Origin of the sequence: Citrobacter sp. Cpo147 (assembly GCF_030332405.1) — a bacterium.
Lineage (GTDB): Bacteria > Pseudomonadota > Gammaproteobacteria > Enterobacterales > Enterobacteriaceae > Citrobacter > Citrobacter portucalensis.
On the sequence record NZ_JAOWHX010000040.1, the window covers coordinates 13,543 to 26,873 of the forward strand.

17 protein-coding genes are annotated in these 13,331 nt (G+C 51.7%); 3 read left to right on the forward strand and 14 right to left on the reverse strand.

Annotated elements, in window-relative coordinates; all coding sequences use genetic code 11:
- Positions 1–136: 136 nt before the first annotated feature.
- The gene (locus tag OGY06_RS20140) at positions 137–1,768 is read left to right on the forward strand and encodes a Na/Pi cotransporter family protein (RefSeq protein WP_003826514.1); all 1,632 of its coding nucleotides are present in this window, start codon (positions 137–139) and stop codon (positions 1,766–1,768) included.
- 114 nt (positions 1,769–1,882) lie between these two features.
- On the opposite strand, the gene pepE is transcribed toward OGY06_RS20140, so the two are convergent.
- The 5 genes from pepE to OGY06_RS20165 form a co-directional block, all read right to left on the reverse strand.
- Positions 1,883–2,572, reverse strand: coding sequence for a dipeptidase PepE (gene pepE, locus OGY06_RS20145; protein WP_218667728.1), 690 nt, complete (start codon positions 2,570–2,572; stop codon positions 1,883–1,885).
- Positions 2,573–2,682: 110 nt separating this feature from the next.
- Positions 2,683–2,961 (reverse strand): addiction module antidote protein, encoded by a 279-nt coding sequence (locus OGY06_RS20150; protein WP_032942057.1) that lies wholly within the window; start codon positions 2,959–2,961, stop codon positions 2,683–2,685.
- On the reverse strand, positions 2,954–3,271 hold the full coding sequence (locus OGY06_RS20155; RefSeq protein ID WP_063941209.1) for a type II toxin-antitoxin system RelE/ParE family toxin: 318 nt from the start codon (positions 3,269–3,271) through the stop codon (positions 2,954–2,956). The genes OGY06_RS20150 and OGY06_RS20155 overlap by 8 nt, the downstream gene beginning before the upstream one ends.
- Before the next feature lie 539 nt (positions 3,272–3,810).
- Positions 3,811–4,278, reverse strand: a complete 468-nt coding sequence (locus OGY06_RS20160) for a DUF2846 domain-containing protein (protein ID WP_258893357.1) — start codon at positions 4,276–4,278, stop codon at positions 3,811–3,813.
- A gap of 172 nt (positions 4,279–4,450) precedes the next feature.
- Positions 4,451–4,612 carry a phage protein gene (locus tag OGY06_RS20165; RefSeq protein ID WP_003841416.1) on the reverse strand — a complete coding sequence of 54 codons (162 nt, stop codon included), beginning with the start codon at positions 4,610–4,612 and terminating at the stop codon, positions 4,451–4,453.
- 141 nt (positions 4,613–4,753) lie between these two features.
- On the opposite strand from OGY06_RS20165, the gene OGY06_RS20170 reads away from it, so the two are divergent.
- Positions 4,754–5,110: a hypothetical protein gene (locus tag OGY06_RS20170; protein WP_286605906.1), complete on the forward strand. Its 357-nt coding sequence runs from the start codon at positions 4,754–4,756 to the stop codon at positions 5,108–5,110.
- Between the two features lie 49 nt (positions 5,111–5,159).
- On the opposite strand, the gene OGY06_RS20175 is transcribed toward OGY06_RS20170, so the two are convergent.
- The 8 genes from OGY06_RS20175 to OGY06_RS20210 form a co-directional block, all read right to left on the reverse strand.
- Positions 5,160–5,972 carry a shikimate 5-dehydrogenase gene (locus OGY06_RS20175; RefSeq protein ID WP_286605907.1) on the reverse strand — a complete coding sequence of 271 codons (813 nt, stop codon included), beginning with the start codon at positions 5,970–5,972 and terminating at the stop codon, positions 5,160–5,162.
- Position 5,973: 1 nt separating this feature from the next.
- Positions 5,974–7,197, reverse strand: a complete 1,224-nt coding sequence (sorE, locus tag OGY06_RS20180; RefSeq protein ID WP_267397792.1) for an L-sorbose 1-phosphate reductase — start codon at positions 7,195–7,197, stop codon at positions 5,974–5,976.
- Between the two features lie 68 nt (positions 7,198–7,265).
- Positions 7,266–8,090, reverse strand: coding sequence for a PTS system mannose/fructose/sorbose family transporter subunit IID (locus tag OGY06_RS20185; protein ID WP_218667698.1), 825 nt, complete (start codon positions 8,088–8,090; stop codon positions 7,266–7,268).
- 11 nt (positions 8,091–8,101) lie between these two features.
- The gene (locus OGY06_RS20190) at positions 8,102–8,899 is read right to left on the reverse strand and encodes a PTS mannose/fructose/sorbose transporter subunit IIC (RefSeq protein ID WP_003826527.1); all 798 of its coding nucleotides are present in this window, start codon (positions 8,897–8,899) and stop codon (positions 8,102–8,104) included.
- Positions 8,900–8,964: 65 nt separating this feature from the next.
- Positions 8,965–9,459: a PTS sugar transporter subunit IIB gene (locus OGY06_RS20195; protein ID WP_003826529.1), complete on the reverse strand. Its 495-nt coding sequence runs from the start codon at positions 9,457–9,459 to the stop codon at positions 8,965–8,967.
- Positions 9,459–9,866 (reverse strand): mannose/fructose/sorbose PTS transporter subunit IIA, encoded by a 408-nt coding sequence (locus OGY06_RS20200; RefSeq protein WP_063941214.1) that lies wholly within the window; start codon positions 9,864–9,866, stop codon positions 9,459–9,461. The genes OGY06_RS20195 and OGY06_RS20200 overlap by 1 nt, the downstream gene beginning before the upstream one ends.
- Positions 9,867–9,875: 9 nt before the next feature.
- A complete protein-coding gene (locus OGY06_RS20205; RefSeq protein WP_008786899.1) occupies positions 9,876–10,682 on the reverse strand; it encodes an SDR family oxidoreductase in 807 nt (268 codons plus the stop codon).
- A 70-nt stretch (positions 10,683–10,752) separates the two neighbouring features.
- Positions 10,753–11,706, reverse strand: a complete 954-nt coding sequence (locus tag OGY06_RS20210) for a sugar-binding transcriptional regulator (RefSeq protein ID WP_003826536.1) — start codon at positions 11,704–11,706, stop codon at positions 10,753–10,755.
- Positions 11,707–12,175: 469 nt separating this feature from the next.
- Here OGY06_RS20210 and rluF point away from each other — a divergent pair, with 469 nt between their 5' ends.
- Positions 12,176–13,051, forward strand: a complete 876-nt coding sequence (gene rluF / locus OGY06_RS20215) for a 23S rRNA pseudouridine(2604) synthase RluF (protein WP_008786901.1) — start codon at positions 12,176–12,178, stop codon at positions 13,049–13,051.
- Here the strand turns inward: rluF and OGY06_RS20220 are convergent.
- On the reverse strand, positions 13,048–13,320 hold the full coding sequence (locus OGY06_RS20220) for a YjbD family protein (protein ID WP_003826541.1): 273 nt from the start codon (positions 13,318–13,320) through the stop codon (positions 13,048–13,050). The genes rluF and OGY06_RS20220 overlap by 4 nt on opposite strands.
- Positions 13,321–13,331 lie beyond the last annotated feature (11 nt).

Below are 13,331 nucleotides of genomic sequence, written 5' to 3' on the forward strand. Positions count from 1 at the left end.
GAAAGGGGGCCGTTGCCGGATGGCGGCGTAAACGCCTTATCCGGCCTACATAGGGATGATTTGTAGGCCTGATAAGCGCAGCGCCATCAGGCAAATGAGCCTCAAAAAACCATAAAAATAAGGAGAACCTGATTCCGTGTTAACTCTGTTACACCTGCTTTCTGCCGTCGCGATGCTGGTTTGGGGTACGCATATTGTGCGTACCGGCGTGATGCGCGTCTTTGGCGCCCGCTTGCGTACCGTGCTCAGCCGTAGCGTTGAAAAGAAGCCGCTCGCCTTTTGTGCAGGTATCGGCGTAACGGCGCTGGTGCAAAGCAGCAACGCCACCACCATGCTGGTGACCTCGTTTGTTGCACAAGATCTCGTGGCGCTCACCCCTGCGCTGGTCATAGTGCTCGGCGCCGACGTGGGGACCGCGCTGATGGCGCGTATCCTGACCTTCGATCTCTCCTGGCTGTCGCCACTGCTGATTTTTATCGGCGTGATCTTCTTTCTCGGTCGTAAGCAGTCCCGCGTGGGGCAACTGGGGCGGGTTGGTATTGGACTGGGGTTGATTTTGCTGGCGCTGGAGCTGATTGTGCAGGCGGTAACGCCGATCACCCAGGCGAATGGGGTACAGGTTATTTTTGCCTCGCTCACCGGCGATATTATGCTCGATGCGCTGATTGGCGCCATGTTTGCGATTATCAGTTACTCCAGCCTGGCGGCGGTGCTGCTGACGGCCACGCTGACCGCGGCAGGTATTATCTCGTTCCCGGTGGCGTTGTGTCTGGTGATTGGTGCCAACCTCGGGTCCGGCCTGCTGGCGATGTTGAATAACAGCGCCGCTAACGCCGCAGCACGTCGTGTGGCGCTCGGTAGCCTGCTGTTTAAGCTGGTGGGGAGCCTGATTATCCTGCCGTTTGTTCATCCGCTGGCCAATCTGATGGATGAACTGCCGCTGCCGAAATCTGAACTGGTTATCTACTTCCACGTCTTCTACAACCTGGTGCGCTGCGTGGCGATGGTGCCGTTCGCCGAACCGATGGCGCGTTTTTGTAAGCGCATCATCCGCGATGAGCCGGAGCTGGATGCACATCTTAAACCCAAACATCTGGACGTCAGCGCGCTGGATACGCCGACGCTCGCTCTGGCCAATGCCGCCCGTGAAGCCCTGCGTATCGGCGACGCGATGGAGCAGATGATGGACGGGCTGAAGAAGGTGATGCACGGCGAGCCGCGTGAAGAAAAAGAGCTGCGCAGGATGGCGGACGACATTAACGTGCTGTACACGGCAATTAAGCTCTATCTGGCGCGGATGCCAAAGGATGAGCTGGCGGAAGAGGAATCGCGCCGTTGGGCGGAGATTATCGAAATGTCGCTCAACCTTGAGCAGGCTTCCGATATTGTCGAACGTATGGGCAGCGAGATAGCCGATAAGTCGCTGGCCGCCCGCCGGGCATTCTCTGTCGAAGGGCTGAAAGAACTGGATGCGCTCTACGATCAGTTGCTCAGCAATCTGCAGCTGGCGATGTCGGTGTTCTTCTCAGGAGATGTGACCAGTGCCCGTCGTCTGCGCCGCAGCAAGCACCGCTTCCGTATTCTCAATCGTCGTTATTCGCATGCGCACGTTGACCGTCTGCATCAGCAGAACGTGCAGAGCATCGAGACCAGCTCGTTGCACCTGGCGCTGTTGGGCGATATGCAGCGTCTGAACTCGCTGTTTTGCTCCGTGGCTTACAGCGTGCTGGAACAGCCGGATGAAGACGATGGGCGGGATGATTTTTGAGTGAGGTGAAGCGGTAGGCCGGATAAGGCATTTATGCCGCCATCCGGCAATGTTGTCGTTTACTTTGTAGGCCGGATAAGGCGAAGCCGCATCCGGCATCAGACAATAAATCAACTAAAAGCAGTGGCCTGCTTCAACGGCAGCCGCCTCTTCACCCGCTTTGAAGATATACGTGGTGTTCGGGCCGCCAAGCACGGATTGACCGTTACTCACTTTGATCCAGTTACCTTCCGGCAAGCCAATCACCGTCAGCTCTGGTGCCACAACCAGCAGCTCGCGGATACGCTGTTCACGCGTTTCGCCTTTGTGGCCTTCCGGCAGCGCGTTGGTGAAGTGTGGGTTAATTTGCAGCGGGAACAGACCGAGCGCATCAAAGCCTTTTGGATCAACAATCGGCATGTCGTTGGTGGTGCGGATGGTCTGGCAGGCGAGGTTGGAACCTGCGCTCCAGCCAATGTACAGCGCACCGCGTTTGACGACATCCACAATCGGCGCCAGCAGTCCGCGTTCGCGGCTTTCTTTCAGTAACTGGAAGGTATTACCCCCGCCGACAATCACCAGCTCTGCGTTTTCAATAGCGGCAATCGGGTCGGCAACGGTATGAATACCCGTAACTTTGACGCCCATTGGCGCAAAGATGGCTGCCGTTTTCGCCGTGTACTCATCCCAGGTTTGCGTCACGCCAGCGAACGGAATAAACACCGCCGTACGGCGACCATTCAGTTGTTCAGCAATCAGCGGCAGCGCATGTTCCATCCAGCCTTTGCCCGGCAGCGTCGAGTTACTCAATAAAAGCAGTTCCATCATTTCTCCATGTAATCAGAAAATTACAAACCGCGCTAATGCTACCACTATCAGGCTAACGCCTTACTGATATGGCTCACGATGTTGGAAGGGGGAGATAGAAGCTGAGGCTATTTTTTAAGTGTCAATTCAATACCGAGCACCTTCATCACTGCAAGTGTGGTTTTCAGCGTCGGGTTACCTTTCTCACTAAAAGAGCGATAAAGCTGCTCGCGGGATAATCCCGTTTCTGCTGCGATGTTCGCCATACCCTTAGCACGAGCCACCACGCCCAGTGCTTTTGCAATGTATGCTGCATCACCTGTTTCGAGGGCATCGGCCATAAACACGGCAATTTCTTCATCATCAACCAGCGCAGTCGCGGGATCGTAGTGAGTAAGTTTATTCATGGCGGAAGACCTCCTGATAATCCAGTGAACGGGCAAGCATTTTTGCAAGAGTAATATCGTTGGCTTGTGAGCTTTTATCGCCCCCACATAACAAAATGATGATGCGGCAGCCTTGCTGTTTAAAGTAAATCCTGTAGCCAGGACCGTAAGAAATGCGCATTTCGCTGACGCCTTCCCCAACAGGTTTTACATCACCAGATAAACCATTAGCCAAACGAAAAAGGCGTGTGGCAATGAGCGTTTTAGCTCTCCTGTCCCGTAGGTTTTGCTCCCAACGCCGGAAAACCATTGTCTGAAGAATTTCCATGATGACGTTCCATGTATTTTATAAACTACATTATGAATTGACAAGTTGAGACCAGAGAGTAAAAAAATGGGGAGTAAGGGGAAATGTTGGGTGGAAGAAACAGGAAAGTGCCTCGCAATAATAGATAGTTTTTCAGGATGCTGCGGTTGATACGAGAAACGATAACAGGGGATAGGAGCGGCTTTGTGCCAGGAGCGGAAGTTGCCGAGGGGTCATAAAGCGCTAAACCCCGGCATTGCTTGTCAGTTGTTTATAGCCGTTCCTGGGAACAATTGAGCACTAAGACGAGCATTGTTAAAATCACCAACCAATCACTGGTGGTGTACAAATTCTGACCACAAAGCGAACTCTCCGGCATGTAGGTTGGAGAAAGCACAGTTGACCTAAAATGCTCCTCCAGCCAGAAACAAAAGGCGGCTGATAATTCGAAAGCCAAAAAAGATAAAGTGGAAAATGTGCCCGTAAATTCTTAACCATATAGTCAAACCGAGCAGCGAATGATATCCAGCCCTGATGCAGGCTGGATATTAAATTTCCGCCGGTCAGTTATCGCAATGACCTGGCACTGCTAACTTAACTTCAGGTTTAGAAAGGACGCGGATACCTTCGTTTTCGGAAACTTGCTCAAGTCCAGCGCCACCAACAAAAACGCCCATTTTGATGTATTGGCGAACAAAGTAGTTTTTCCCGGACGTGACATTGAGTGTCAGATTATTTGGTGAAAACTCGGATTCAGTTCCCAGCGTATGTGGTTGGCTGGTCGATATTTGCTGATAGAAAAAGACTCTGTCAGCCGTTTCACCAAGACAACGTCCGTCAAGATAAACATCCTTTTTTAACGCTTTACCGACAAAGCTGTCTCTGTAAACGTATAGACCGGCTTTGCCATTTTCCGGGACTGGGAAAGACTTAGCCGTCTCGTTTTCAGCATTACTGGCCAGAGGAACCGATGCACACCCCCCCAGAAGTACAGAGGAAAGAATGACTGCAGCAATTATAATTTTATTCATTGAATTCTCATGGAGTTAAGTAAATCATGCTTGATGAAAATAATCTCATTTTACACTTATGTCATTAAAGGAGGCATTGAATCACGACAACATCAATGTTCATCCCGGAACAGTCAACTTCCGCTGTTCGCTCTAAACAGACCTTCAGAAAAGCGATATAAACTACTGCCTGTTACACTTCAATTCCTTTCTGTTTCAGCTCTTTTCTAATCACACGTTTAATCCAGGCTGCCAATGATTCATCGCCATCCTGCCGTTGTGCTTCTTCCATCGCTTTGCGCAGTTCCGGATCCAGACGGAATTGAAACGGGGGATTGCCTCTTCTTTCGTTCATGTGTGTTGACACCTTAATTACACAAGAGTAGTGTGAGTATGTGTGATGACACATTACTCTCACACACCCAAAATGACAACGCCCCGAAAGTGCGGGAACACGATCAGGGCGTCTTACCACAACATTATACGAGGTAATGCTATGGTTGATGCTAATAGTACTACTAACGCCTGTTTTGCGTCTTCTTCTCCCATTCCGCAAGCCGATCTGCTTTATTTTCCACTCGCCGAGGCGTTCCACCATCTTGATTGTAGCCATCTCACTACCGAAGAAAATCTGGCGCTATCGTTTGGCTGTGAAGAGGCGCTGGCAGGGTTGTACCAGACGCTGAATTTTATGGGCGAAAGCCTGCTGACCATGGCGGGTGAAGGTCAGGAACATTTTGCGTATGAGAGCATATGCCAGTTAGGACACAGTCTGGTCAACATCAGCCAATTGATTCCCGCGCTGGCGCAGTTGGAAGCGAAAGCTGACCAGCAACTGTTCGCTGTTGCATAGTACCTAAAATAGACAGAGCGCCCATCCCTGGCGCTCTGTTCCTGCTTCTTTACCCCGCCCGAGCAAATTCTGCCGCTTCGGCGATTAGCGCGTCATCCGGGCGTACGCCGGTGTACATGGCGAACTGCTCCACGGCCTGTAAGGCAATCACCTCTGCACCGCTGATGGTCTTTTTACCTAATTGCTGTGCCAGTTTGATTACCGGTGTTTCCGGCGGCAGGGCGACGACGTCAAACACCACGCTGGCGGCAGCGACCATCGCTTCGCTGTAGGCCAGTTCATCGCTCTCTTTACCGCCAGCCATGCCGACGGGCGTCACGTTGACCAGAATATCGCAGGTAATCCCTTCCGGCTGCGGTTGCCACTGGAAACCGTACTGTTGTGCCAGCGCCGGACCGCTCTCCCGGTTACGGGCGGCGACGATCACATCGCGAAAACCGGCATCGCGAAATGCAGCAATGACAGCTTTACCCATTCCACCGCTGCCGCGGATCATGACGCGTGCGTGGTTATCAAGCTGGTGGCTGGTAATCAGGCTTTTTACCGCAATGTAGTCGGTGTTAAATCCTGTCAGCGTACCGTTGTCATTGACAATGGTGTTGACGGAATCAATGACTTTTGCGGAAGGATCGATGGCATCCAGAAACGGCATGCAACTCTCTTTAAACGGCATAGAGACCGCACAGCCGCGAATCCCGAGTGCGCGAACGCCTTTCACTGCGGCCTCAATATCCTGCGTAGTAAAGGCTTTGTAGATAAAATTTAACCCTAACTTTTCATACAGATAGTTATGAAAGCGTGTGCCAAAGTTGCCGGGGCGACCGGCAAGCGACATGCACAACTGGGTGTCGCGGTTAATCATGTTAAATCTCCTCGGCGTGAGACAATATGTACTGTTCGGCTTCCTGCGACCAGATCCCCTGATGACGCTCCAGGATATCGCGCAAGGCCGGATCGTCAATCTGGGTGAGCGCAGTTAACGGCAATGCTTTTCCGGTGTAAACCAGTTTTTTACCCCCACCGACTTGCGGCAGTTCCAGCGTTGTTTCACCTGCCGCATTCAATCCCAGAATGTGCGTCACCACTTTTGCCGCCTGAACTTTCTTCTCTTCGATCAGTTTTACCGCCGTGCGCATGTCGTCGGTATTGCCGCCAGATGTCCCAACATAATGGGTGAAGGCATAGTGCACGTCGTAGAAGTTAATCGGCGCGCTAAACTGCTTATCCTGCGGACCGGCAAAGAAGTTCATGCAACCATCCGCAGCCAGCAAAGAAGAGGCCAGCGTGACCAGCTGTTCATTGGGCACAAACACAAAGATGTCATCAAACCCGTGCCCGCCGCTCAGCGCCATCAAGCTGTCATAACTCGCATCCTGGGCGTGGAGATAATGGATCAACGTTTGTGGTTCTGATGGATAGTGCTTGCGGGCGTAGCTCAGCTTGTCGTTATTGGTGTCGGTCACCACCAGCAGCGCTGGGTTAACCGGACCATGCAGCGCGTAGTCGATCGCCAGTAGTCCCATCGGCCCGGTGCCGCCGAGTATCAGTGTACGCCCCTGCGGACGAATGCCCATCTTGTGGTTATAAGTACCTTCCTGTAGGTGATAGTTGGCGTTGAATGCGCCAATCACGCAGGACAGCGGCTCAACCAGCGAGCCTTCAAAATAGGTTTCACCTTCGTAGGCCAACAGGCAGTCCTGCTCCATGACTTCATCAGGAATGATAACGTGCGTGGCTTCACCGCCTACCCACGGGAAGGAGTAGCCGGGGCAGTCCGGGCGATCCGGCAGTTGCAGGTTAGCCTGAATGACATAGCGCTGGCCGGGCTGAAACTTATGCTGCCATTTTTTCCCCACGGCAATAATATCGCCGCAAAACTCGTGACCGATGATGATCGGGTTGGTGGCCACATCGTCCGGCACCTTTTTGTGGTTCTCGCCCTGGTTAGCCTCTTTCCAGGAAGAAAGGCACAGGCTGTCGGTTACGACTGAGGCCAGAATTTCATCGTCCTGCATTTCAGGAAGATCGAAGGTTTCCAGGCGCAGATCGCGTTTACCATAAAGGCGTAAAGCTGTTGTTGTTTGCATTGTTACCACCTCTTCCTCTTTCGAGGACTATTTGTTGAAGTTGCCCCGGCATTGCCGGAGCGAAAAAATCAGGACAGGAAACCCAGCGCGTTACCGATAATCCCCAGCGCAAACAGGGCGAAGATCAGCCATACCGGATTAATTTTCTTGTTAAGCAGACGCACCATCAGCAGCGTCAGACCCAGCGCCAGCAGGCCGGGGCAGAGTTGGTCGAGAATGTTCTGCACGGTCATGGTGACGGTGGTGCCGTCTGCGCCAGGCGTTTGCGATACCACCAGCGGCACGTTGATGCTGGTCCATTTGGTGACCAACACCCCCATGACAAACAGGCCGAGAATCGATGCGCCTTCGGTCAGTTTCTGCAGCAGGTTGCCGCCCATGTCGCTGACGATATTGACCCCTTTACGAAAGCCAAGCTGTAAGCCGTACCACTTCATGGCAAGACGTACTGAATTGAAAATAAAGAAGAATAATAGTGGGCCGAGAATGTTTCCGGACAGCGCCAGCGATGCGCCGAGCGCGGCGGTAATCGGGCGCAATGTTCCCCAGACCAACGGGTCGCCAACACCGGCCAGCGGGCCCATCAGCCCAACTTTGATGCCGTTGATGGCGCCGTCGTCAATTTCCGCACCATTGGCGCGAGCTTCTTCCATCGCGGCGGTCACGCCAATCACCGGGCCGCACACGGCAGGCGTGGTGTTGAAAAACACCAGGTGGCGTTTGAGTGCTGCAACCTGGTCCTCTTTCAGCGGATACAGGCGCTTGATGGCAGGGATCATGTCGTAGCAAAAGCCCAGCCCATGAATGCGTTCAAAGTTGAATGACGCCTGTTGTAGGTTGGAGCGAACAAACATGCTAAACAGGTCGGATTTGGTTAGTTTTTTCTGTTCCATGGCTGGCTCCATTAGTCATCAAGCTGATCGAGAGCTTGAGAAGAGGCGGGTTGCGCCTGCGGTTCGGCTTTACGCCACTGTGGGTTCAACTGGATGTAGACCAGCGCGATAATCACGCCAACCCCACCGAAAGCCAGCAGGCTCAAATCGAGATACCCCCCAGCGATAAACCCGAGGAAGAAGAAGGGCATCAGGTACTTCACGCCCATCATGCGCAGCACCATGGCGTAGCCGACCACCACGATAAAGCCACCGGCAATCTGCAATCCGCGGGTGACGAATTCCGGAATGGCGTTGAGCATATTGCTGACCATATCGGCGCTGACAAACAGCGAGACGATTAATGCAGGAATGGCAACGCGCAGCGCCTGTACGCCGAGAGCGGAAACGTGCAGCATGTCGATGGTGCGAAAGCGGGCGTCTTCGGCTGCTTTATCCGCCGCGTGCTGGAACACCACGGTGATGGTACGGGCAAAGACAGTTAGTACCTGACCTGCCGCCGCGACTGGCAGGGCGATGGCGATACCGGTAGCAATGCTTTGCTGACCGACGATAACCAGAATGGCGGAGATAATACTGGCGAGCGCCGAATCGGGAGACTGCGCTGCGCCGACGTTCATCCAACCAAGAGCGATTAACTCCAGCGTGCCGCCGAGCATAATCCCGGTTTTTAAATCACCAAGGATCAGGCCGATAACGGTACAAGCAATTAGCGGACGGTGGGTCTGGAACTCATCCAGCACGCTGCCCATTCCGGCAATACAGGAAAATAGGAATATGGCGATAATTTGTAGGGTACTTATTTCCATAATATGTCACCTTGTGAATGTGATCATCCCTGCCTGTTAAAGCATAAGAACACAGGCATTTTTATTTATTCAGCGAACGATTGTTCTTCTATTTTTTCGAGAATATTAATAGATGGATCGGATGCGACGACGCGTAAATCCAGCGTGACACCCAGTTTAGCTAATTCTCGAAACGCATTAATGTCGTCACTGTCTAAAGAAACGGCTTTAGTTAATTGTTTTTTACCCGGTCGCCAAGCCATGCCGCCAATATTTAACGTGGCGATTTTCACGCCTTGCTTGACCATTGCTAATGCATCCTGTGGGCGGGTAAACAGATAAAAAACGGTTTCGTTCTGGTATTGCGGATTATGGTAAACCGCGACCGCCTTTTCGATATTAACGACGTTCACTTTTATTCCCGGTGGGGCGGCCTGACGTAATAATGTGCGACGTACTTCATCGTTATAAACGTCGTCATTACAGATAATAATCCGTTGGGCATTCGCCACCTTCGACCAGACGGTGGTGACCTGACCGTGGATCAGGCGGTCATCAATACGAGCAAGGGTAATGTTCATCAGAAATCCTCTTCGGCCGTTTCCAGATGCTTCCAGACGACACAGGTTTGTTGAGCAATGGTCGTCAGGTGTTCGCACAGTTCATCCACATTCATATTGCTTTGGTTGTCTACCAGTTCCAGCGCCAACGGCAGTGATAACCCGCTAATGACCCGTATCGCCGGATTGTGCATCGCCAGCGTCGCGGCGGCATTCCAGGGACTGCCACACTGCAAATCGACGGCAATCAGCCATTCATCGCCAGTGTGAATACTTACTAACTTTTTTAGCTTTTCCACAATATCGCTGGCGTTCTCTCCGGGGACAAATGCCACGGCTTCAACGTTGGCATCACCGTAGACCATCTGTACCGATTCCAGCATGGCGCAGGCCAGTTTGCCGTGAGCACAGAAGATTGCATTGACCATAAAATCTCCTTAGCCGCGCGTTTTTCCGCCCGCAATGTTAGTGGTTACTCCGGTGATGTAACTGGCACGCTCAGATAAAAGATAACAAACAAAATCAGCGACTTCGCTTAAGCGTCCTGAACGACCAATCGGGATCGCGTTCTTGGTGTAGCCCTCGCGCAGCTGTTCGACGGTGATGTTGCGGGTCCAGGCCAGCGCTTCTTCATACTCGGGGGTCCGCAGTCCGGTTTTTTCCAGAATGCCAGGTGCAATGCCAACTACACGGATGCCGTGTTTGCCCAACTCTTTCGACCAGGAACGGGTAAAGCTATTCAATGCGGCTTTGGTCGCGGCGTAACAGCTTTGACCTTCAGAACCTTCCAGTCCGCTTTCAGAAGAGACATTCACAATCACGCCGTTACGCTGTTTTACCATTTGGCGTGCCGCTGCCTGCGACATTAAGAACACACCTTTCTGGTTGATATTAACCATTTTTTCAAAAGCAGCTTCGTTGAGTTCGTATTGCCCGGCGGGTGCTTTTTCATCGACCAGCAGACGCGGAAAATTAACGCCAGCATTATTTACCAGCCCATCAATACGTCCGTAGCGTTGGATAATTTCAGCGACCGTATGATTAACCTCTTTGGCACTGGAAATATCCGTTGGCCAAAAATGATACCCGTCATGGCTATCGTATTTACCTTCTCCGCCATGAATATCTGCCATTTGCACATTAGCGCCTTGCGCTAATAACTCCTCGACAATTGCCAGACCAATTCCGGATGCACCACCGGTAACAATAATGACTTTGCCCTGCAAGTTTAACCACGTTTGCATAATTAACTCCCGATTTCAGATAAGGGGATCCCACATAAATTTAATTATGGTAGGACCAATTAGAATTTATTTACTTCAACAATAACTCAGCGGTATTGCTGTTGGTGACTAAACAGTTAATATAATTCCCACGTAATGCGCCTAATATCCCACTGTATTTTTCTTCACCCATTGCAATGCCAATGGAGTAACGCGCCTGTTTTAATTTATTGGTTTCGATGGAGAGCGTCTTTTCACTCATATTGGTCTCTACGGTTACACCGTTGATATCGTAAAAGCGCGAGCAAATGTCTCCGGCGACCTGGCGGGCATGCAGGTCATCACTCTCTTCACTGCCGTAAAAAGCGTGCCAGTTGGCGCCATCACGTATCGCCGGAGATCCAATCCCGACCAGCGCGATGTCCAGATTATCCCAGTACGCAGAAATCGATTTAAAATGTCGTGACTGCATGATCCCGTTACGGATCAGCGGGTTTTCCAGCAGTGCCGGGAAATCTGCCAGGTGTGATTCCCCTTTGAGCTTTGCCGCAGCGCCGTAGGTCAGCGTATTGACGTGGTAGCGGCTTTCAAGCTTGCCGGATGGTCCGCCGATAATCGGCACACAGATCAGCTGGCGCGACTGGCTGGCAGGAGATAATCCTTCCACCAGTCCCCGTACCGCGCGGCCCCATGAGAACCCGATAATGTCCCCAGGTTCCAGTAAGCGTTCCAGCAACTGTGCGCCATGTGCGCCCATCATATTAAGTTGTTCATCTTCCTGCTCGCTATCGCAGGAGACTACGACCGCCTCTTTCAGGCCAAATTTCTGTTTTAGCTGCTGTTCCAGCCACAGATTTTCGTTGTAGTCGTAATTAATGGCGATGGTGACGATACCCTGCTCGCGTCCACGTTTTAGTAAACGGCTGATCGTGGTGCGATAAATACCCAGCTCGCGAGCTATTTGCGCTTGTGTCATATCCTGTTCGTAATACAGCTGCGCTATTTTTACGATCAGGCGGATATCATCGCTGTTTTCCGTCGCCATTTTTGGACTCCTGCACATTTGTGCAAATCACGAAATTGCCTTCTTGATCTGATATAACCCCATCTGTTCTCCATCTCAAAGCTATTTTCACTTATTTCATCGTCCTGAAATGACCGATTGTGTTGCACATTTGATGTGGTGATGGTGCGTTGTCGGCACAGATGTGCATGCCTCTCTAATGTATTGATTCTGCTTGTTTTCACTCAACAAAATTGCAGGGATGGATCGCTGACACTTTTGTGTCAAAAGGTGTGACGGATCACAAATAGCGCGTGGGTAGTCGAACACGATTATTTTTTATCGTCCGCAAGGTAGGGTATATTTCGCTTTTAATACACAAAGTCATTCAAGTTGTATCAAGGCGGCAAGGGAGCGAACCCCCGGGAGCATAGATTGCTATGTGACCTGGGTGAGTGAGGGTAGCCAACGCAGAGACAGCTTGCAGGATGAAGTGTATACAGGAGAAATTATGCTGCCCGACTCATCTATCCGATTAAATAAATACATCAGTGAAAGCGGAATCTGCTCGCGTCGCGAGGCGGATCGCTTTATCGAACAAGGGAATGTCTTCCTGAATGGCAAACGCGCCACCATCGGCGATCAGGTGATGCCTGGCGACGTCGTAAAAGTAAATGGTCGGTTGATTGAGCCGCGTGAAGCGGAAGATCTGGTTTTTATCGCGCTGAACAAGCCGGTAGGGATTGTCAGCACCACGGAAGACAGCGAACGCGACAACATTGTTGATTTCGTGAATCACAGCAAGCGCGTGTTTCCAATTGGCCGTCTGGACAAAGATTCCCAGGGACTTATCTTTCTGACTAACCACGGCGACCTGGTGAATAAAATCCTGCGTGCCGGTAACGATCACGAAAAAGAGTATCTGGTGACGGTCGATAAGCCGGTCACTGATGACTTTATCCGTGGGATGGGGGCCGGTGTGCCCATTCTCGGTACCGTCACCAAAAAATGTAAGGTGAAGAAAGAAGCGCCGTTTGTGTTTCGCATTACGCTGATTCAGGGACTTAACCGTCAGATCCGTCGTATGTGCGAACACTTTGGCTATGAAGTTACCAAGCTTGAGCGTACGCGAATCATGAACGTTGGTTTGTCTGGTCTGCCGCTTGGTGAATGGCGCGACCTGACAGATGACGAACTGATCGATCTGTTCAAGCTGATTGAGAACTCGTCCTCAGAAGCCAAACCGAAGGCGAAAGCGAAGCCAAAAACCGCAGGCATTAAGCGTCCGGTAGTGAAAATCGAAAAATCAGCGGAGAAAGAAAAATCGCGCCCGGCGGCAAACGGTAAGCGTTTTACCTCTCCGGGGCGTAAGAAGAAGGGACGCTAACGTCTGCCGCGTGTCGGCGTATTTGCTGACCAGGAAAACGATGCTTCCGCATCCGGTTTATAAGCCTGCTTTTTCTTTAACTGGCGGGCTTTTTTAGCTTCTGCTTCGCGCAAAGCCATCAGTTTATCGATGTACTCTTTCTTGATGCTGTTTGTTTCAGCGTTGGTAAGCAGCCGACCATGCGCAATGCGCGCGCGGTCGAGCAGCGTTTTCAGTTCACGCTGTTCGCGCTCGGTCATCTCTTTTTGGGTAATGCGGGGGAGTGCCATAAGGGTGCCCT

Excerpts from the sequence above, each read along its gene's own strand:
- pepE (WP_218667728.1), bottom strand. The coding sequence starts at position 2,572 with ATGGAACTGCTTTTATTGAGTAACTCGACGCTGCCGGGCAAAGGCTGG.
- OGY06_RS20150 (WP_032942057.1), bottom strand. The coding sequence starts at position 2,961 with ATGAATAAACTTACTCACTACGATCCCGCGACTGCGCTGGTTGATGAT.
- OGY06_RS20160 (WP_258893357.1), bottom strand. The coding sequence starts at position 4,278 with ATGAATAAAATTATAATTGCTGCAGTCATTCTTTCCTCTGTACTTCTG.
- OGY06_RS20165 (WP_003841416.1), bottom strand. The coding sequence starts at position 4,612 with ATGAACGAAAGAAGAGGCAATCCCCCGTTTCAATTCCGTCTGGATCCG.
- OGY06_RS20170 (WP_286605906.1), top strand. The coding sequence starts at position 4,754 with ATGGTTGATGCTAATAGTACTACTAACGCCTGTTTTGCGTCTTCTTCT.
- OGY06_RS20175 (WP_286605907.1), bottom strand. The coding sequence starts at position 5,972 with ATGATTAACCGCGACACCCAGTTGTGCATGTCGCTTGCCGGTCGCCCC.
- sorE (WP_267397792.1), bottom strand. The coding sequence starts at position 7,197 with ATGCAAACAACAACAGCTTTACGCCTTTATGGTAAACGCGATCTGCGC.
- OGY06_RS20185 (WP_218667698.1), bottom strand. The coding sequence starts at position 8,090 with ATGGAACAGAAAAAACTAACCAAATCCGACCTGTTTAGCATGTTTGTT.
- OGY06_RS20190 (WP_003826527.1), bottom strand. The coding sequence starts at position 8,899 with ATGGAAATAAGTACCCTACAAATTATCGCCATATTCCTATTTTCCTGT.
- OGY06_RS20195 (WP_003826529.1), bottom strand. The coding sequence starts at position 9,459 with ATGAACATTACCCTTGCTCGTATTGATGACCGCCTGATCCACGGTCAG.
- OGY06_RS20200 (WP_063941214.1), bottom strand. The coding sequence starts at position 9,866 with ATGGTCAATGCAATCTTCTGTGCTCACGGCAAACTGGCCTGCGCCATG.
- OGY06_RS20205 (WP_008786899.1), bottom strand. The coding sequence starts at position 10,682 with ATGCAAACGTGGTTAAACTTGCAGGGCAAAGTCATTATTGTTACCGGT.
- OGY06_RS20210 (WP_003826536.1), bottom strand. The coding sequence starts at position 11,706 with ATGGCGACGGAAAACAGCGATGATATCCGCCTGATCGTAAAAATAGCG.
- rluF (WP_008786901.1), top strand. The coding sequence starts at position 12,176 with ATGCTGCCCGACTCATCTATCCGATTAAATAAATACATCAGTGAAAGC.
- OGY06_RS20220 (WP_003826541.1), bottom strand. The coding sequence starts at position 13,320 with ATGGCACTCCCCCGCATTACCCAAAAAGAGATGACCGAGCGCGAACAG.